At 64.7% G+C, this 17,301-nt stretch carries 14 protein-coding genes and 1 tRNA gene; 5 read left to right on the top strand and 10 right to left on the bottom strand.

The genetic code is table 11. From position 1 onward, the window contains the following. Positions 1 to 15: 15 nt before the first annotated feature. The 5 genes from ASD14_RS10265 to ppx all read left to right on the top strand — a co-directional run bounded on the left by ASD14_RS10265 (position 16) and on the right by ppx (position 7,696). Positions 16 to 1,596, top strand: coding sequence for a M48 family metalloprotease (locus ASD14_RS10265; RefSeq protein WP_082538907.1), 1,581 nt, complete (start codon positions 16 to 18; stop codon positions 1,594 to 1,596). Between the two features lie 107 nt (positions 1,597 to 1,703). Beyond that, a complete protein-coding gene (phoB, locus tag ASD14_RS10260) occupies positions 1,704 to 2,411 on the top strand; it encodes a phosphate regulon transcriptional regulator PhoB (RefSeq protein WP_056132946.1) in 708 nt (235 codons plus the stop codon). 155 nt (positions 2,412 to 2,566) lie between these two features. Then, entirely contained in the window at positions 2,567 to 3,940 is a 1,374-nt protein-coding gene (gene phoR, locus ASD14_RS10255; RefSeq protein ID WP_056132942.1) for a phosphate regulon sensor histidine kinase PhoR, read from the top strand. Continuing rightward, the gene (ppk1, locus tag ASD14_RS10250) at positions 3,937 to 6,054 is read left to right on the top strand and encodes a polyphosphate kinase 1 (protein ID WP_082538906.1); all 2,118 of its coding nucleotides are present in this window, start codon (positions 3,937 to 3,939) and stop codon (positions 6,052 to 6,054) included. The genes phoR and ppk1 overlap by 4 nt, the downstream gene beginning before the upstream one ends. 112 nt (positions 6,055 to 6,166) lie before the next feature. After that, positions 6,167 to 7,696 carry an exopolyphosphatase gene (ppx, locus tag ASD14_RS10245; RefSeq protein WP_056132938.1) on the top strand — a complete coding sequence of 510 codons (1,530 nt, stop codon included), beginning with the start codon at positions 6,167 to 6,169 and terminating at the stop codon, positions 7,694 to 7,696. Positions 7,697 to 7,717: 21 nt separating this feature from the next. On the opposite strand, the gene ASD14_RS10240 is transcribed toward ppx, so the two are convergent. The 10 genes from ASD14_RS10240 to thrS all read right to left on the bottom strand — a co-directional run bounded on the left by ASD14_RS10240 (position 7,718) and on the right by thrS (position 17,069). After that, a complete protein-coding gene (locus ASD14_RS10240; RefSeq protein WP_056132933.1) occupies positions 7,718 to 8,722 on the bottom strand; it encodes a TraB/GumN family protein in 1,005 nt (334 codons plus the stop codon). A gap of 157 nt (positions 8,723 to 8,879) precedes the next feature. Then, positions 8,880 to 8,956, bottom strand: a tRNA-Pro gene (locus tag ASD14_RS10235). A 104-nt stretch (positions 8,957 to 9,060) separates the two neighbouring features. Then, on the bottom strand, positions 9,061 to 9,417 hold the full coding sequence (locus tag ASD14_RS10230) for a MerR family transcriptional regulator (RefSeq protein ID WP_056132930.1): 357 nt from the start codon (positions 9,415 to 9,417) through the stop codon (positions 9,061 to 9,063). Then, on the bottom strand, positions 9,410 to 9,715 hold the full coding sequence (locus tag ASD14_RS10225) for an integration host factor subunit alpha (protein WP_056132927.1): 306 nt from the start codon (positions 9,713 to 9,715) through the stop codon (positions 9,410 to 9,412). Before ASD14_RS10225 ends, ASD14_RS10230 begins: the two co-directional genes overlap by 8 nt. A gap of 12 nt (positions 9,716 to 9,727) precedes the next feature. Then, positions 9,728 to 12,130 (bottom strand): phenylalanine--tRNA ligase subunit beta, encoded by a 2,403-nt coding sequence (gene pheT / locus ASD14_RS10220; protein ID WP_056132925.1) that lies wholly within the window; start codon positions 12,128 to 12,130, stop codon positions 9,728 to 9,730. 78 nt (positions 12,131 to 12,208) lie between these two features. After that, on the bottom strand, positions 12,209 to 13,204 hold the full coding sequence (pheS, locus tag ASD14_RS10215; protein WP_056132920.1) for a phenylalanine--tRNA ligase subunit alpha: 996 nt from the start codon (positions 13,202 to 13,204) through the stop codon (positions 12,209 to 12,211). Positions 13,205 to 13,460: 256 nt separating this feature from the next. Beyond that, positions 13,461 to 13,820, bottom strand: a complete 360-nt coding sequence (gene rplT / locus ASD14_RS10210) for a 50S ribosomal protein L20 (protein WP_056132917.1) — start codon at positions 13,818 to 13,820, stop codon at positions 13,461 to 13,463. 11 nt (positions 13,821 to 13,831) lie between these two features. Next, a complete protein-coding gene (gene rpmI / locus ASD14_RS10205; protein ID WP_056132915.1) occupies positions 13,832 to 14,029 on the bottom strand; it encodes a 50S ribosomal protein L35 in 198 nt (65 codons plus the stop codon). A gap of 538 nt (positions 14,030 to 14,567) precedes the next feature. Then, positions 14,568 to 15,113: a translation initiation factor IF-3 gene (gene infC / locus ASD14_RS10200; RefSeq protein ID WP_082538904.1), complete on the bottom strand. Its 546-nt coding sequence runs from the start codon at positions 15,111 to 15,113 to the stop codon at positions 14,568 to 14,570. 54 nt (positions 15,114 to 15,167) lie between these two features. After that, entirely contained in the window at positions 15,168 to 17,069 is a 1,902-nt protein-coding gene (gene thrS, locus ASD14_RS10195) for a threonine--tRNA ligase (RefSeq protein ID WP_056132912.1), read from the bottom strand. Positions 17,070 to 17,301 lie beyond the last annotated feature (232 nt).

Below are 17,301 nucleotides of genomic sequence, written 5' to 3'. Positions count from 1 at the left end.
TCGAGGATTCCCCGCTTGCGCCGCATCACCCTGCTCTCCGCCGCCGTCGTTTTCGCCCTGGCCAGCGTTTGCGCGTCCGCACAGGAATCGCGTTTGCCGGATATTGGCTCGTCCGCCGGCGAACTGCTGACACCGCGCAAGCAGCAGGAATACGGCAGCATGATGCTCGCGCAACTCCGCCACTATGACTACACGCTCGACGATCCGCTGATCGCCAGCTGGCTCGACACGCTAGGCACCCGTCTGGCCGCCAACAGCGACAAGCCGCAGCAAGCCTTCACCTTCTTCATGCTGCGCGAGCGGCAGATCAACGCGTTCGCCACATTGGGGGGATATGTCGGCGTCAACTCGGGACTGGTGCTGGCCGCCGAGCGCGAGGACGAAGTCGCCGCGGTGCTCTCGCACGAAATCGCGCACGTGACGCAACAACATGTGCTCCGCTCGGTGGAGCGTGCGCAACGCGACAGCATTCCGATCCTGTTGGCGATGCTGGGCGCCGTGGTCGCGGCGGGCGCGGCCGGTGGCAATTCCTCCGACGACGCGATCCAAGCGGCGGTGATCGGCGCGCAGGGCCTCATGTACCAACGGCAGATCGATTACACGCGTTCGAACGAGTCCGAAGCCGACCGCATCGGCATCCAGACGCTCTCACGCACCCACTACGACACCGGCGCTATGGCTGGCTTCTTCGGCACGCTCAATTCGCGTTCGCGTGCCAATCGGGCCGGCTATTACGGGGAGACGCCGAGTTACCTGATGACCCACCCGGTTACCACCACGCGCATCAGCGAAGCCAAGGACCTGGCCGAGAAGATGGCGCGCGCGCCGGCCCGCTTCACGTCGGCAGACCTCGCCAGCGACAACCCGTTGCTGCCCGGTGGACTGAAGATCGGGCCGGCGACCGCCAGCGGCGGTACGGGCCAGTTCGACTTCGCCCGTGAGCGCCTGCGCGTGCTCAGCGCCAACAGTCCGAGCGACGCCATCCGCGAATACGAGCGCATGGCGAAAGGCAAGCCGCTGAACGATGCACAGCGCTACGGCACGGCCGTGGCGAAACTGCGCGCCAACCAGGGCCCAGCCGCGGCCCCCATGTTCGCCGAGCTGCTCGACAAGCATCCCGGGGATCTCTGGCTGACCCTCGCATTGGGCGAGGCCGAAGCGCGCGCAGGCAAGCCGGAAGCCGCCGACGCACGCTTCGAAGCCATTTTGAAATCGATGCCGAAAAACCGCCCCGCCGCACTCACCTATGCACGCGTGCTGGCCGAACGCAATACGCCGGCGGCAGGCAAGCGGGCGCAGGCGATCCTGCGGCCGCTGCTGGGGCAGTCGAGCGAGGATCCGGAGTTCCAGCAGGTGTTTGCGCGTGCAAGCGAGATCGCCGGCGATCCCGTCCGCGCGGGCGAAGCCTACGCCGAAGCCGCGTTCCTGAATGGCCGCGCCGAACAGGCGCTCGTCCAGCTCAACACGCTCAAGCGCCGTTCCGATCTCGACTACTACGCCCGCTCCCGCATCGATGCGCGGATTGCCGCGATCACGCCGACGGTGCTCGAACTCAAGCGCCAGGGTATCCGCGACGAAGACCTGCGGCGGAACTAAGCCGCCGCCCGGGCCGAATTGCCCGTTGCGCGTGTCATCGGTCAGTCACAAAACGGTAGTGTACTGGTGCGACTTCAGGCTTCCCCCGCCCTTTCCTCCGGTGCCCCGTGCAGAAGCGCATCCTCATCGTTGAAGACGAACCCGCCATCCGCGACATGGTGTCCTTCGCCCTGCGCAAGGGCGAATACGACCCGGTCCATGCCGGCGACGCCCGCGAGGCGCAGGCCGCGATCGCCGACCGCGTGCCCGACCTGATCCTGCTCGACTGGATGCTGCCCGGCACCAGCGGCCTGGAACTCGCCCGTCGCTGGCGCAAGGAACAGCTGACCCGCGAGATCCCGATCATCATGCTCACCGCCCGCGGCGAGGAGAACGACCGGGTCGGCGGCCTCGAAGCCGGCGTCGACGATTACGTGGTCAAGCCCTTCTCGGCCCGTGAACTCCTCGCCCGCATCCGCGCGGTGCTGCGGCGTTCGCGCGAAGACGATGAAGACGGCAGCGTCGGCGTAGGCCCGCTGCGCATCGATGGCGCCGCGCACCGCGTCTTCGCCCATACCGATGGCAGCGAGCAGCCGGTGCAGATCGGCCCGACCGAATACCGCCTGCTGCATTTCTTCATGACCCATCCCGAGCGCGTGTACTCGCGCACGCAACTGCTCGACCACGTGTGGGGCGGCAGCGTTTACGTGGAAGAACGCACCGTCGACGTGCATATCCGCCGCCTGCGCAAGACGCTCGAACCGCACCAGCTCGACGGCATGGTGCAGACCGTGCGTGGCGCCGGCTACCGCTTCTCCGCGGCGGTCGAGGCTTGAAAGTCGGGCCGGGAATTGCATCAACCGATCGGCGAAAGCGATACCGGCAGCAAAGTGCCGTCCTCCGGCGGTGGAACAATCGCAGGACCCTCGCTACGCTCGGGATGACGGCTCCTCGGAGCGAACCTCGAATCATCGAATCACGGCCCTGACCCATGCCGCCCCGCGCCCGCTCCGCCTGGTTCCGAACCCTGGGTCAGCTCGCCCTGATCCTGCTGGCGGCGGCGCTGATCGGCATTTTGATCCAGCGTCCGTGGCAGGTGCTCACTTTCGCTGCGCTCGGTGTGGTCGCCTGGCACTACTGGCGCCTGCGCAGGCTGCTGACGCGGCTTACCGCGCGTCAGCGTCACACGCCACCACTGGGCGAAGGCACGTGGAACGAACTCGACCGCCTGCTGCACCGCGGCCAACAGGAAATGCGCGCGCGCAAGCGCCGCCTGATCGAGATGCTGCGTGCGTATCGCGCGGCCGCCGCGGCGCTGCCCGACGCGATCGTCGTGGTCGACCGCAACAGCCAGCGCATCCAGTGGTTCAACGAAGCCGCGCACGGCCTGCTGCACCTCCGGCATCCGGAGGACATCAACGCGCCGATCGCCGATCGCCTGCAGCCCTTGCAGCTCTCGCACTGGCTGGCGGCCGGCCGCAACGCCGAGCCACTCGAAGTCACGTCGCCCTGGAACACCACACTGACCCTCAGCCTGCGCCTGATTCCGTATTCCGAAAACCTGTGGCTGCTGGTCGCGCGCGACGTCACCCGGCTGCTGCAGCTGGAACAGATGCGCCGCGATTTCGTCGCCAACGTCTCGCACGAATTGCGCACGCCACTGACCGTCGTGCACGGTTATCTCGACATGCTCGATCCAACCGAGCATCCGGACTGGGCGCCGATGCTCGCCGAGATGCAGCGCCAATCGCAGCGCATGACGCAACTGGTCGAAGACCTGCTCATGCTGTCGCGCCTTGAATCGGCCGACCATCTAGCGAACGAGGAAATCGTCGCGATGCCGTCCATGCTCAACACGCTGCGCCGCGAAGCCGTCGCGTTGAGCCAGGGCCGGCACGACATCAGCGTCGAAGACAGCGCAGGCGTCGATCTGTTTGGCTCGAATAAGGAACTGCACAGTGCGTTCTCAAACCTGGTCAGCAATGCGATCCGCTACACGCCCGCAGGCGGCCACATCACCATCCGCTTTCGCAACGACAAACCGGAGCGCCTGGGCAGTGGCGCGCTCGCGAAAAATACCGGTGTGATACTGGAAGTCGCCGACACCGGCTACGGCATTCCCGCTGCACATCTTCCGCGCATCACCGAACGCTTCTATCGCGTTTCCACCAGCCGTTCGCGTGAAAGCGGCGGCACCGGCCTGGGACTCTCGATCGTCAAACACGTACTCAACCTGCACCAGGCCCGGCTGGAGATCACCAGCGAAGTCGGCCGCGGCAGCACGTTCTCCTCTCACTTCGGCGCCGAACGCGTGCGCCCTCGCGAATCACTGGATGCCTTCGACGTGAGAGCCGCCCTGCCATGAAACCAGCCGCCGATCTGGCCAACCACGCGGCCCCCGCTGCAGCGAACGAGGCCGGCAGCGACATCGACCGGCTGCGTGACACGTCGCTGTACTTCAATCGCGAACTCTCGCAGCTGGACTTCAACTTCCGTGTGCTCGCGCAGGCTCAGGACGCGAACATCCCGCTGCTCGAACGCCTGCGTTACCTGTGCATTTCCTGCACCAATCTGGACGAGTTCTTCGAGATCCGCGCCGGCACCCTGCGCCACGCGCAGGATCTTGGCCTGGCACCGGGGGCGGATGGCCTTGCGCCTGCGACGGTACTCGCGCGCATCCACGATCGCGCCGCCGACCTCGTCGCCGCGCAATACGAATGCTGGAACGACGTGCTGCGCCCCGCGTTGTCCGAAGCCGGCGTGCGCGTGCTGCACCGCGACGCCTGGAGCGAGAAGCAGACCGAATGGCTTCGCAACTACTTCCGCGAAGAAATCATGCCGGTGCTGTCGCCGCTCGGCCTCGATCCGGCGCACCCGTTCCCGAAGATCCTCAACAAGTCGCTGAACATCGTCGTCGTTCTCAAGGGCCGCGATGCGTTCGGCCGGGCCGGCCACCTGGCGATCGTTCGCGCACCGCGCTCGCTGCCGCGGATCATCCAGCTGCCGGAGGAAGTTTCCGGCGGTCCGCACGATTTCGTGTTCCTGTCAGCGGTGCTGTCGGCCTTCGTCGACGAACTGTTCCCCGGGATGAAGGTCGAAGGCGCGTATCAGTTCCGCGTCACCCGCAATTCCGAACTGATGGTCGACGAAGAGGAAGTCGACAACATCGCACTCGCGCTGCGCGACGAACTCGCCGGCCGCGGCTACCTGCGCGCGGTGCGGCTGGAGATCGCCGAGCAGTGTCCGAAGCCGATCGTCCGTACGCTACTGGAAAACTTCGACTTGCCGGAGAACGCGGTTTATCGCATCAACGGCCCGGTCAACCTCAATCGCGTCATCCAGGTGTACGACCTGGTGCAGCGGCCCGAACTCAAGTTCCCGATCTTCCAGCCTCGTGTGCTCACCGGCATCGAAGGCATGTTCGAGATGGTCGGCGACCATGACGTGCTGCTCCACCATCCCTTCGATTCGTTCGCGCCCGTACTCGAGCTGATCAAGCAGGCAGCGGAAGATCCGAACGTACTCGCGATCAAGCAGACGCTGTACCGCACCGGCAAGGATTCGCCGATCGTCGACCATCTCGTCCAGGCCGCGCGCAACGGCAAGGACGTCACCGTCGTCGTCGAACTGCGCGCACGCTTCGACGAGGAAGCCAACCTTGGCCTTGCCGACCGCCTGCAGGATGCGGGCGTGCAGGTGGTGTACGGCGTCGTCGGCTACAAGACACACGCGAAGATGCTGCTCATCGTGCGTCGCGAGGGCCGCAAGCTGCGCCGTTATGTGCACATGGGCACCGGCAACTACCACAGCGGCACGGCGCGTGTTTACACCGACTTCGGCCTGCTTACGGCGGATGCGGATATCGGCAGCGACGTCCACCAGATCTTCCAGCAGATTTCCGGCCTCGCGCCGGTGATCAGGCTCAAGCGCCTGCTGCAATCGCCTTTCACGCTGCATGCCGGCGTGCTCAAGCGAATCGACCGCGAAACGAAACACGCGCAGGCGGGCAAGCCGGCGCGAATCGTCGCCAAGATGAACGCACTCAACGAACCGCAGGTGATCCGCGCGCTCTACCAGGCGTCGCAGGCTGGCGTGCAGATCGACCTGATCGTGCGCGGCGCATGCACGCTGCGGCCGGGCGTGCCGGGCGTGTCGGACAACATCCGCGTACGTTCGATCGTGGGACGCTTCCTCGAGCACCATCGCGTCTACTGGTTCGCGAACGACGGAACACCCGACCTGTTCTGTTCCAGTGCGGACTGGCTCGAACGCAATCTCCTGCGTCGGGTCGAAACCGCTTTCCCGTTGATCGATCCCGCTCTTTCCAACCGCGTATTCGACGAAGCACTGGCCAACTATCTCGCCGACAACGTCAGTGCATGGGAATTGCGTTCGGACGGGAGCTACCAACGGTTGCAGGCTTCTGATGGGCCGCCGCATTCGGCGCAGGCCGCGTTGCTGGCGAAGATCTGCAGTTGACGATTGACGACCCCGGAAGCAACCGTCCCATCGTGGCAAGCGAATGCCCCCGCATTGCCACGAAGCGCGCCAGGCATTCCGGGCACGCGCATGAACATGGGATCATGTCCACATGAATGACCTCTTCCCGAGCACGCGCCTTCCCCTAGAAGACGGCGACCTGCTTGCGGCCGTCGATCTCGGCTCCAACAGTTTCCACATGGTGGTGGCGCGCTATCTGCTTGGGCAGCTGCGTATCGTCGACCGCCTGCGTGAAACCGTGCGTCTCGCCGAAGGCCTCGATGCCAAAGGTGGATTGGATAACGCGGTACGCCAGCGCGCGATCGAATGCCTGGCACGCTTCGGCCAACGGGTGCAGGACATCCCGCCACAGCGCATTCGCGCGATCGCGACCAACAGCGTGCGCAGCCTGGCGCAACCGCAGTCGTTTCTCGTGCCGGCCGAAGCAGCGCTGGGCCATTCGATCGAAGTCGTGTCCGGCCGAGAAGAGGCTCGCCTTGTGTATCTCGGCGTTGCGCATGCACAGCCTTCCAAACCGGGTGAACTGCGGCTGGTCATCGACATTGGCGGTGGTTCGACCGAATGCATCATCGGCTCGGGTTTCGAGGCGATCGAACGCGAGAGCCTGCAACTCGGCTGCATCGCGAGCACGCGCCGTTTTTTTCCCAACGGCAAGTTGTCGAAGAAGAAGTGGCGCGATGCCCTGACGGAAGCCACGGCGGAATTCCAGCAGTTCACCGGCACCTATCGCGCACTGGGTTGGCATGAAGTCCTCGGTTCATCGGGAACCAACAAGGCCATCGGCGAAATCTGCGCCGCGATGAAACTCACCAAGGGCGCCGTCACCGCCGAAGCGTTGCCGCAGGTGCGCGATCGCCTGCTGCAGGCCGACCATATCGACGACATAGACCTGCCCGGCCTTTCGTCCGAACGCCGCCCGGTCATCGCCGGCGGCGTGCTGGTGCTCGAAGCCGCCTTCACCGCGCTCAACCTGCAACGCATGCAGGTAAGCAAGGCGGCGATGCGCGAAGGCATCCTGCATGACATGGTCGGCCGTGGCGGCGCGCACGATCCGCGCGATTCGTCCGTCGATGCACTGATGTCGCGCTACGCGATCGACAAGAAGCAGGCGATGCGTGTCGAACACACGCTGCTGCAACTCTTCGACCAGGTCGCGAAGAGCTGGTCGCTGGATGCCGACGACCGCCTCATGCTCGCGCGCGCCGCACGCCTGCACGAACTGGGCCTGGTAATCGCCCACAGCCAGTATCACGTGCATGGCTCGTACGTGATCGAGCATTCCGACATCGCCGGCTTCTCGCAACAGCAGCAGCGGTTTCTTGCCGCACTCATCCGCACGCACCGGCGCAACATTCCGAAGTCGGCGTTCGAAGCCGTGCCGGACCGCCTCGTTGCCGCTGCGCGCCGCAGCGCCGCGTTGCTCCGTCTTGCGGTGTTATTGCATCGCTCGCACGAGAACGGCGAGATTCCGCGGCTGGACCTGAAGGCCGATGGCAACCAGCTGACGTTGACCGTCTCCAAGCGTTGGCTGGAGGCGCGCCCGCTGGTCAAGGCCGACCTTTACGGCGAAACCGAAGACATCGCTGGCCTGGGCATGCAGCTCGAAATCATCGCGGCCTGAACTCCGGGCTTTCGCCGAAGTTCAGGGCGCTTCAACGAGATAGCCTCTCGCCTCCAGGTCGGCGAGATAACCATCCGGCTTCAACAGTTCCGACATCGGCAGCACAGCAAAGCTCACCGCATTGTTGGCAATTGCGTTTTCGGCGGCAGACAGCCAGGCCACGCGAACCTCCGCCTCGTAATTGCCGAGCCCGTTCTTCTGCGCGACCGACGCTTGCGTGAGGGCTTTCTGGCAAGCCTGGTACTGATCGCCCAACGGCAAATTGCGCAATGAATCGACATCGCCGACTGCCCAGGCATTGGCACGTTCGGCCATGCGAGTCACGTCGGTTTCCAGGTTCGCCAGCATCTTGTCGAAACACTCGCGATCGCCGAGCGGCTCGGAGCGGAATTCTTTCAGCGCCGCCTTCGGATTCTTCAGCGTGGCCTTGACCTTCGGATCGGTTCGCTTGATCCCGTGTTCCTTGATCGCAGCTTCGATCACCGGTGAAACGATGCGCTTGCCGGTGAGGCCGCTGTCTTCGATCGCCGCTTCGTACAACTCGTTCGCGGCGAATATCGGACGCATTTTTTCGACATCGCCGTCGCGGCCGATGTAACGCTGCTTGAGCACCAGCCAGCGCGCATACGACTCGGGCGACACCATGTCGCGCAGCAGTTTGCCGTCGGGGTTCTTGCGCACGCCGATCAGCGAAGGCAGTAGCGACAGCTTGCCGAAGAAGCCGAGGTCGGTATCGACGACATAGCCCGGTCCGAAAACGACTTCGCCCGATTGCGCGAGCACGCGTTCGACATCGCGCGAGATCCACTCCATCCGTTTCGGCAGCGGCGACACGGTCCCCAAGACGTGCATGACGTGCCCGTTTCGCGAGACTTTCCACATTCCCGGGCCGGGGAGCGCCCCGGTCACCACGATGGGTGCTTCGTCGCGGATGGGCCTGATCGTGGGTGCCGCAGCTTCATTCGCGCTGGCCGCCGTCGCGAGCACGTATCCGAGCATCAGGCCGATCATCTTCCTCGAACGCATCCGTTGTTCTCCGTAGTTGCCGTAGCGGCATCGCTTTCCGACATCGCAGCACGAAGAAGGTTCATGCGCCCGTGGCGTCGGGCCCTGATCCGAATGGCACATTCACGTGCCGCAAAACAAAACGCCCGGCGTTGGCCGGGCGTCGTGTTCTTCGAATTGGTCGGGGTAGCCGGATTTGAACCGACGACCCTCTGCCCCCCAGGCAGATGCGCTACCAGGCTGCGCTATACCCCGAAAACTCTGGCTGTTCCGCGTTTTGCGCGGGCGGCAAGTATAGCGTGCCGCGGGAGTGCTTCCACAAAATCCGTTCAACCATGCCGCAGTGCGACCAGTGTGGATTACCGCTTCAGCAGTTGCAGGACCTCTTCCAGCTCCATCCGCACCTGCCGGATGATCTGCGAACTCAGCGCGGACTCTTCCTTCGCCGATTCGCCTTCCAGCCGCAGGCGCGCGCCGCCGATGGTGTAGCCCTGTTCGTACAGCAGGCCGCGGATCTGGCGCACCATCAGCACCTCGTGGCGCTGGTAGTAGCGGCGGTTGCCGCGGCGCTTGACCGGGCTGAGCATCGGGAATTCGGTTTCCCAGTAGCGCAGCACATGCGGCTTCACGTCGCACAGCTCGCTGACTTCGCCGATGGTGAAGTAGCGCTTGGCCGGGATCGGCGGGAGTTCGCGGTTGCTGCCGGGGTCAAGCATTCTGCTGCGCTCCCGAATAGGCCTCGACGCGCTCCTTCAGCTTCTGGCCGGTGCGGAAGGTCACGACCGTGCGGGCGGAAATCGGAATCTCCTCGCCTGTCTTGGGATTGCGGCCCGGCCGCTGGTTCTTGCGGCGCAGGTCGAAGTTGCCGAAACCGGACAGCTTCACCTGGCGGCCGTTCTCGAGGGCTTCGCGCAGCGCGTCGAAGAACGCGTCGACGAATTCCTTGGCCTCGCGCTTGTTCAGCCCGACTTCGTCGAACAGCCGTTCGGCCATTTCAGCCTTGGTCAATGCCATCGCTCGCAACCCTCAACTACGAATGACTGCGCCGTGTTCCTGTTGCAGGGCGGCGGTCACCGAAGCCACCGCCGCGTCCACGTCGCGGTCAGTGAGGGTGCGGGATTCTTCCTGCAGAATCAAGCCCATAGCCAGACTCTTGAATCCGGTTTCCACGCCCTTGCCGGCGTAGCGGTCGAACAGCACGAGGTCTCGCAGCGACGCGCCCGCCGCCTGTCTCACTGTCGCGGAGACAGCTGCCCAAGGGGTGTTCTCGGGAACGACAAACGCGAGATCGCGGCGGACGGACGGGAAGCGGGAGAGGCTGCCTGCCTTCGGCACTGCGCGGGCCAGCAACCCGGCGAGGTCCAGTTCGAAAGCGACCACGTCGGTGCCCAGATCCAGGTCGCGTTGCAGGCGGGGATGCAGCTGCCCGATCCAGCCGAGCTTCACGGCGCCGCCGCTTCCATCAATACGAACCACGTCGGCCGAACGGCCCGGGTGGGCCCACGCCGGCTGCGAAGGGCGGTATTCGAGCTGCGCCCCAGCCGCGGCTGCAAGACTGTCGAGGTCGCCCTTGAGGTCGTGGAAACCGACCGCATGCGACTTCCCGGACCACTGCTCGCCCTGTGCGTCCCCGCACGCGGCCGCCGCAATGCGCTGGGTTTCGATCGGGGCATTGGTGCCATTTGCGGCGAAGACATTGCCGAGCTCGAACAAGCGGACACGCGACTGTTGACGAACGACGTTGCGGCTCAGCGCGGCCACCAGGCCCGGGAGCAATGCGGTGCGCATGACCGCGAGTTCCGCGCTGAGCGGATTCGCAAGCGGCACATTGCCGTCGGTCAGACGCCACTTCGCCAGCAGGTCGGCATCGACGAAGGCGTAGTTCACCGCTTCCAGATAGTCGCGTGCCGCGAACTGCCGGCGCGCGGTCGCTTCGTCCACGCGGGTTTCCGAGGGCGCGACCAGGCGCGACGCAGCCGCCGGCAGCGTGGTTGGAATGTTGTCGTAGCCATGAATGCGCGCGATCTCTTCGATCAGGTCTTCTTCGATCGCGATGTCAAAGCGGCGGGTCGGCACGGTGACGCGCCAGCCGTCGTCGATGGTTTCGATGCCCAGGCCCAGCGCGGTGAGGATGCGTTCGACTTCTACGTCGACCACGCGCACGCCCAGCACGCGCGCAAGGCGCTCGCGGCGCAGACTGACGACCTGCGGCTTCGGCAGGTCGGCCTCACGCACGGCTTCGATCACGGGTCCGGGCACGCCCCCTGCCACGTCGAGGATGAGCTTCGTTGCGTATTCCACGGCGATGCGCGGCAGTTCCGGATCGACGCCGCGCTCGAAGCGATGCCCCGCGTCGGTGTGCATGCCGAGCTTGCGGCTGCGGCCGATGATCGCGGACGGCACCCAGTGCGCGGCTTCGAGGAAGACGTTGCGCGTGGCATCGGTGACGCGGGTGTCGTGGCCGCCCATGATCCCGCCGAGCGCTACGGCACGCGCCGCCCTGCCCCCTTCGCTGTCGGAAACGACAAGGAAGTCATCATCGAGGGCCACGGTTCGGCCATCGAGCAGCTTGATCTCTTCGCCGGCGCGTGCAGGACGCACGACGACCGCACCGTGCAGCGCATCCTTGTCGAAGGCATGCATTGGCTGGCCGAGTTCCAACATCACGTACTGGGTGACGTCGACGAGGAAACTGATCGGACGCACGCCGCTGCGGCGCAGGCGTTCGGCCATCCATGCCGGCGTCGGCATGTCCGCATCCACTCCATCGATGACGCGGCCGACGAAGCGCGGCACTTTGGCACCCGCATCCAGTTCGACGGGCAGCACGGCCTGGCTCTGCGGGGGTACTGGCGCTGTCTCCAGCGATGTCACCTGGCTTTCCAGTGCAGCGGCAACGTCGTAGGCGATACCGCGCACGCTGAAGCAGTCGGCGCGATTGGGTGTCAGCTTGAGCTCGATGGTGGCGTCGGGCAGGCCGAGGTATTCGGCGAGCTTCGCGCCGATGGGTGCATCACCCGGAAGTTCAAGGAGGCCGGATGCATCGGGGTCGACGCCCAGTTCCTTCGCCGAGCACAACATCCCCTGCGATTCGACGCCACGCAGCTTCGCGGCCTTGATCGCGATGCCACCGGGCAGGTTCGCGCCGACGGTTGCGAGTGGCGCCTTCAGGCCCGCGCGCGCATTCGGCGCTCCGCAGACGATCTGCACGGTGCCATTGCCGGTGTCGACCTGGCAGACCTGCAGGCGATCGGCTTCGGGATGTTTTTCCGCGCTGACGATCTGCGCGACGACCACGCCGTCGAGCGATTGGCCGAGCACGGTCATGTCTTCGACCTCGAGGCCGATGGCCGTCAGCGTCGCGGCGAGTTCATCGCGCGTGGCGTTGGTGGTGACGTGTTGGCGCAGCCAGTTTTCGCTGAATTTCATGATGCCCGTTACCTGTAGGGTGGGCCCTGGCCCACCGCGAACGATTGCGAAGATGGTGGGCTGGAGCCCACCCTACGATCACGCGAACTGTTTCAGGAAGCGCACGTCGTTCTCGAAGAAGCTGCGCAGGTCATCGACGCCATAACGCAGCATCGCGAAGCGTTCCACGCCCATGCCGAAGGCATAGCCGGTGTACTTCTCCGGATCGATGCCGACGTTGCGCAGAACGTTCGGGTGGACCATGCCGCAGCCGAGCACTTCCAGCCAGCGCGTCGAACCATCCGGCTGTTGCCACGCGATATCGACTTCAGCCGAGGGCTCGGTGAACGGGAAATAGCTCGGGCGGAAGCGCATCTCGAAATCGCGCTCGAAGAACGCGCGTACGAATTCGGCCAGCGTGCCCTTGAGGTCGGCGAAGCTCGCATGCTCGTCGACCAGCAGGCCTTCGCACTGGTGGAACATCGGCGTGTGAGTCTGGTCGCTGTCGCTGCGATACACCTTGCCCAGCGCAATCATGCGCAGCGGAGGCTTGTTCTCCTGCATGTAGCGCACCTGCACGCCCGAGGTGTGCGTGCGCAGCAGGCGGCCGTCGCCGAAGTAGAACGTGTCATGCATCGCGCGTGCGGGATGATGCGGCGGGAAGTTCAGCGCTTCGAAATTGTGCCAGTCGTCCTCGATTTCCGGACCGTTGCTCAGCTCGAAGCCGAGCCGGCCGAAGATGTCGGCGATGCGTTCCATCGTGCGGCTGACCGGATGCAGGCCGCCGCGCGCGGCGTTGAGGCCGGGCAGCGTGACGTCGATCGTTTCCGATGCGAGGCGCGCATCGAGCGCGGCATCTTCGAGCTTCACCTTGCGCTCGTGCAGCGCAGCAGTGAGCACGTCGCGCGCCTGGTTGATGGCTTCGCCCGCGGCCTTGCGCTGGTCGGCCGGCAGCGTGCCGAGCTGCTTCAACTGGGCAGTGACGCAGCCGTTCTTGCCGAGCAGGGCGACGCGTAGCGCTTCGATCGCGTCCGGTGTTTCCGCCGCGGCGATGTCGGCCAGTGCCTGCTGCGTCAGTGATTCGATTCCACTCATTTCTCAGCGACCTCTCAGATCACCACATCGTCATTCCCGCGAAGCGGGAATCCAGCGACTTCGCCTTTGTCTGCCCGGAAGAGCATGCCGGGCAAGCCCGGCACTACAAGTCACTGGATTCCGCTTTCGCGGGAATGACGAGCAAGAACAAAAACGGTTTCCCAAAACGAAACATGGGGAAGGACTTGCGCCCTTCCCCATGCGTGTACTGCGTTGTGCGAACGTGCAATCCGGACCCGGATTGCCGCCGATCAACTTACGCTGCGAGTGCGCTCTTCGCCTTCTCTGCCAGCGCCGCAAAACCCTTCGCGTCGTGCACGGCGATGTCCGCCAGCACCTTGCGGTCGAGGGTGATGCCGGCCTTCAGCAGGCCGTTGATAAATCGGCTGTAGCTCATGCCGTTGATGCGGGCCGCCGCGTTGATGCGGGTGATCCACAGCGAACGGAAGTTGCGCTTCTTCTGCTTGCGGCCAATGTAGGCGTACTGCAGCGCCCGGGTGACCGCCTGCTTGGCGACGCGGAAGACCTTGCGGCGGGCGTTGTAGTAGCCCTTGGCAGCCTTCAGGATTTTCTTGTGACGGGCTCGTGCCGTAACACCACGCTTAACTCGTGCCATTTCTCATCTCCTCACAAATACGGAAGCATGCGGTCCAGACGGCCTGCGTCCTCGGCACGAACATGGTTCGTCTGCCGCAGGTTGCGCTTCCGTTTGGTCGCCTTCTTGGTGAGGATGTGGCTCTTGTTGGCGTGGCCAGCCTTGTACTTGCCGGAAGCGGTCTTCCGGAAACGCTTGGCCGCCGCCCGATTGGTCTTGATCTTGGGCATTGCGATGTCCTTTCGGATTTCTGTGACTGGCCTGGGCGGCCCTTTTGCGCTTGGCGGCTTCGCCGCGAAGCGCAAAAAACGCGCTTTCCTTCCTGCCCGTGCCGGCTTGTAAGTCGTTGATCCCGAAGGGATCGCGACAGGTTCCGTAGTGCTGCGTACTGCAAACCCGGTGAACCGGGCCGCGCATTATGCCGGGAGATGGATTCCCTTGCAATTCCGGGGGTTACGGGCCGACCGGGCGGCCCGCCCCTCGCCCTGCGTTGCTGCGCAACGCTGTCCCCCGCAGGGGCGAGGGTTTTGTCTTGCAGTGAATCCGGAGCTCAGGCCCGGCAGGCGGTTTCCCTCCGCTTGCGGCCACCTCCCGGCTGGATCTCCCTCTCTCCGCTTTCCGCTTGCGGGGAGAAGGTGCCCGAAGGGCGGATGAGGGGCGCCTTTTCCCCTGAAAAGCGAAGGGCGCCCTTCGGCGCCCCTCCCCTCACTCTTTGCCCTCTCCCCGCAGGCGGGGAGAGGGGACCAGTTGGCATCGGCCTTCGGCCGATTATTTCTTCTTTGGCGCGATCATCATCACCATCTGCCGCCCTTCCAGGCGCGGGCGCGACTCGATCACGATCTCGTCGCCCAGGTCCGCCTCGATACGCGCGGCCATCTCGCGACCCAGTTCCTGGTGGCTCATTTCGCGGCCACGGAAGCGGATGTTGATCTTGACCTTGTCGCCTTCCTCGAGGAACCGGCGGATGTTGCGCATCTTGATCTGGTAGTCGCCTTCATCGGTGACCGGCCGGAACTTGAGTTCCTTGATCTCGACCTGCTTGGACTTCTTCTTGGCCTCGTTCGCCTTCTTCTGCAGCTCGAACTTGAACTTGCCGAAATCCATGATCTTGCAGACCGGCGGATCGGCGTTCGGCTGGATTTCGACGAGGTCGAGACCCTCTTCCTGCGCCTGATTCAACGCCTCGTCGCGCGTGAGCACGCCGATCATTTCGCCATCGCTGCCGATGACGCGCACGCGGGGTACGCGAATTTCCTGGTTCTTTCGATTGGGCTTTTCGGGGGTACTGATGTTGCGATCTCCAAGAAGTCGCACGTCGATAGACGAGCGGGTACCGGTCGCACGCAGCGGCGGCCGGGGTTCATACCACTACTGTGCGCTCTCACTGCGCAAACGCGAGGCGAAATCGGCGACGGACATGGTGCCGAGATCTTCCCCTCCCCGCGTACGCACAGCGATCAGGCCGTTTTCCTTTTCGCGGTCTCCGACCACCAGCAGGTACGGCACGCGCTGCAGCGTGTGCTCGCGGATCTTATAGCCGATCTTCTCGTTCCGCAAATCGGATTGCACCCGGAAGCCTTGATTTGAAAGGGTTTTCCGAACCTCCTCGACCCAGTCGGCCTGGGCGTCGGTGATATTCGCCACGACCGCCTGCACCGGCGCCAGCCAGGCCGGGAAATGGCCGGCATGGTGCTCGATCAGGATACCGATGAAGCGCTCCATCGAACCCACGATCGCGCGGTGCAGCATGACCGGATGCCGCTTCTGGCTGTGTTCGTCGACATATTCGGCCCCGAGGCGTCCCGGCATCATGAAATCGACCTGCATGGTGCCCAGCTGCCAGGTCCGGCCGATGGCGTCCTTGAGGTGGTATTCGATCTTCGGGCCGTAGAAGGCGCCCTCGCCCGGCAGCTCCTGCCATTCCACGCCAGCCGCGCGCAGGGCCGAACGCAGCGCATTCTCGGCCTTGTCCCACGTGGCGTCGTCGCCCAGGCGCGGTTCCGGGCGCAGGGCGATCTTCAGCTGGACGTCGGTGAAGCCGAAGTCGCCGTAGACCTTCATCGCCTGCTGGTGGAAGGCGGTCACTTCGGCCTCGATCTGGTCCTCGGTGCAGAAGATGTGGCCATCGTCCTGGGTGAAGCCACGCACGCGCAGGATGCCGTGCAGCGCGCCCGAGGGCTCATTGCGGTGGCAGGCGCCGAACTCGCCGTAGCGGATCGGCAGGTCGCGGTAGCTGTGCAGCCCCTGCTTGAACACCTGCACGTGGCCCGGGCAGTTCATCGGCTTGAGCGCGTAGGTGCGCTTCTCCGACTCGGTGAAGAACATGTTGTCCTTGTAGTTGTCCCAGTGGCCCGAGGACTTCCACAGCGACACGTCGAGGATCTGCGGGCAACGCACCTCGCCGTAGCCGGTCTCGCGGTAGACGCGGCGCATGTACTGCTCGACCACCTGCCACACCGACCAGCCCTTCGGATGCCAGAAGATCAGGCCGGGCGCCTCTTCCTGCAGGTGGAACAGGTCCTGCTGCTTGGCGATCCTGCGGTGGTCGCGCTTCTCGGCTTCCTCCAGCTGCGTCAGGTACGCCTTGAGGTCCTTGTCGTTGAGCCAGGCCGTGCCGTAGATGCGGCTGAGCATCTGGTTGTTGGAATCGCCACGCCAGTAGGCGCCGGCGACCTTCATCAGCTTGAAGGCGCGCAACTTGTCGGTGCCGGGGACGTGCGGGCCGCGGCACAGGTCGGTGAATTCGCCCTGCGAATACAGCGAGAGATCTTCGTTGGCCGGAATCGATTCGATGATCTCGGCCTTGTACTTCTCGCCCATGTTCTTGAAGAAGGCGACCGCTTCGTCACGCGACTTCACGCTGCGCGACACCGGCAACGATTCCTTGACGATCTTCTGCATCTCGGCCTCGATCGCCGGCAGGTCTTCGGGCGTGAACGGACGTTCGTAGGCGAAGTCGTAATAAAAGCCGTTGTCGATCACCGGGCCGATCGTGACCTGCGCGCCGGGGAACAGGCGTTGCACGGCCTGCGCGAGCAGGTGCGCGGTGGAGTGGCGCAGCACGTCGAGCGCGTCGGGATGCTTGTCGGTGACGATCTCGAGCGAGGCGTCGTGGTCGATGCGGAAGCTGGTGTCGACGAGCTTGCCGTCGACCTTGCCGGCGAGCGCGGCCTTGGCCAGGCCGGCGCCGATGGAGGCGGCGACGTCGGCGACGGACACGGGGTTGTCGAATTCACGGCGGCTGCCGTCGGGGAGCGTGATGGCGATCATGGGAGCGGAGATCTCTTGGAGCGGGTCGGATCCGCAGCGGACGGATACCGGAAACGAAAACGGCGCCCCGAGGGCGCCGTCGAAACGGGACCTGAGGACGTGTCAGCGATGGGCGGTGGTAGTGCTCATGTCACACGCTCGGCCGACGTTTCCGCGGGCCACCTTGTCCTGGTCTCGTTGCGGGCGCGGCGATCGCCGCAGGGTGCAATGGTTGGGGAGGCTGCGAGGCAAG

The sequence above is a fragment of the Lysobacter sp. Root494 genome, from assembly GCF_001427225.1.
GTDB lineage: Bacteria > Pseudomonadota > Gammaproteobacteria > Xanthomonadales > Xanthomonadaceae > Agrilutibacter.
Note: the sequence above shows the minus strand (reverse complement) of the source record. Positions and strands in the feature narration are given on the sequence as shown.

What these genes read in the sequence shown, in the direction of transcription:
- thrS (WP_056132912.1), bottom strand. Translation starts at nt 17,069, where the DNA reads ATGATCGCCATCACGCTCCCCGACGGCAGCCGCCGTGAATTCGACAAC.
- ASD14_RS10240 (WP_056132933.1), bottom strand. Translation starts at nt 8,722, where the DNA reads ATGCGTTCGAGGAAGATGATCGGCCTGATGCTCGGATACGTGCTCGCG.
- rpmI (WP_056132915.1), bottom strand. Translation starts at nt 14,029, where the DNA reads ATGCCCAAGATCAAGACCAATCGGGCGGCGGCCAAGCGTTTCCGGAAG.
- ASD14_RS10225 (WP_056132927.1), bottom strand. Translation starts at nt 9,715, where the DNA reads ATGGCATTGACCAAGGCTGAAATGGCCGAACGGCTGTTCGACGAAGTC.
- pheT (WP_056132925.1), bottom strand. Translation starts at nt 12,130, where the DNA reads ATGAAATTCAGCGAAAACTGGCTGCGCCAACACGTCACCACCAACGCC.
- ppk1 (WP_082538906.1), top strand. Translation starts at nt 3,937, where the DNA reads ATGAAACCAGCCGCCGATCTGGCCAACCACGCGGCCCCCGCTGCAGCG.
- ppx (WP_056132938.1), top strand. Translation starts at nt 6,167, where the DNA reads ATGAATGACCTCTTCCCGAGCACGCGCCTTCCCCTAGAAGACGGCGAC.
- ASD14_RS10230 (WP_056132930.1), bottom strand. Translation starts at nt 9,417, where the DNA reads ATGCTTGACCCCGGCAGCAACCGCGAACTCCCGCCGATCCCGGCCAAG.
- pheS (WP_056132920.1), bottom strand. Translation starts at nt 13,204, where the DNA reads ATGAGTGGAATCGAATCACTGACGCAGCAGGCACTGGCCGACATCGCC.
- rplT (WP_056132917.1), bottom strand. Translation starts at nt 13,820, where the DNA reads ATGGCACGAGTTAAGCGTGGTGTTACGGCACGAGCCCGTCACAAGAAA.
- phoR (WP_056132942.1), top strand. Translation starts at nt 2,567, where the DNA reads ATGCCGCCCCGCGCCCGCTCCGCCTGGTTCCGAACCCTGGGTCAGCTC.